The following is a 685-nucleotide window of genomic DNA, read 5'->3' as shown; positions in this document are numbered from 1 at the left end:
GGCACTGTTCAGATTAGCTGATTCCATGCGAAGGCGAGCGTTTGCAACCAATTTTCGGCGGAGCGGTGTGTTGCGTGGCGGAAATGATTGGCGCGGCGTTTTAACTCTTTGAAAACACGCTCAACGCTGTTCCGATTTCCATGCGTAACATGCTGAAATCGGAGGTTTTCCTCGAAGAGTGCCGCGTGTAACCATGGTGCGCTATCGACGAGAAACACCGCGTCGCCGACGCAGTGTTTCTCTTGGAGTTCCTGTAAAAACTGTTTCGTGAGCATGGTCGTTCGTGTCGGATAGAGCTTGAGGTGGAGAAATTCGTTGGTTGCTGGATCGACAGCAGCGTACAGCCAGTAGCGCTGATTATTGAGCCGAATCACGGTTTCGTCGACCGCAACGTGATTCGGGGTTTTGCCGTCAGTCGGCTGTAGGTCCGCTTTCTGCACCCAATTATGAACAGTTGTGCGACACCGATCGACACCGAACTGTTCTAAGATAGAAACAGTATCCGAGAGTGATAACCCTGCCGCGTGAAGGTGGATACTGAGTTTCATCAGCGGCTCCGGTGTCGCCTCTCGCTCCACAAACTCTAACTCAATCAAGTCACTAGACTCGTTGAGGCGGTCGAATTCGGGCATAGATCACTGCGAATTCCAACCGCCTCATCCTTCATCCTTATCTGAACAGTGCC

The 685-nt window shown here is 52.0% G+C and carries 1 protein-coding gene; it reads right to left on the bottom strand.

Annotated features, from left to right (window positions below; all coding sequences use genetic code 11):
* Positions 1–8 precede the first annotated feature (8 nt).
* Positions 9–632, bottom strand: a complete 624-nt coding sequence (locus ACRYA2_RS26585; protein WP_433634822.1) for an IS6 family transposase — start codon at positions 630–632, stop codon at positions 9–11.
* Positions 633–685: the final 53 nt, after the last annotated feature.

This window comes from Halomicrococcus pelagicus (assembly GCF_050954125.1).
Note: the sequence above shows the minus strand (reverse complement) of the source record. Positions and strands in the feature narration are given on the sequence as shown.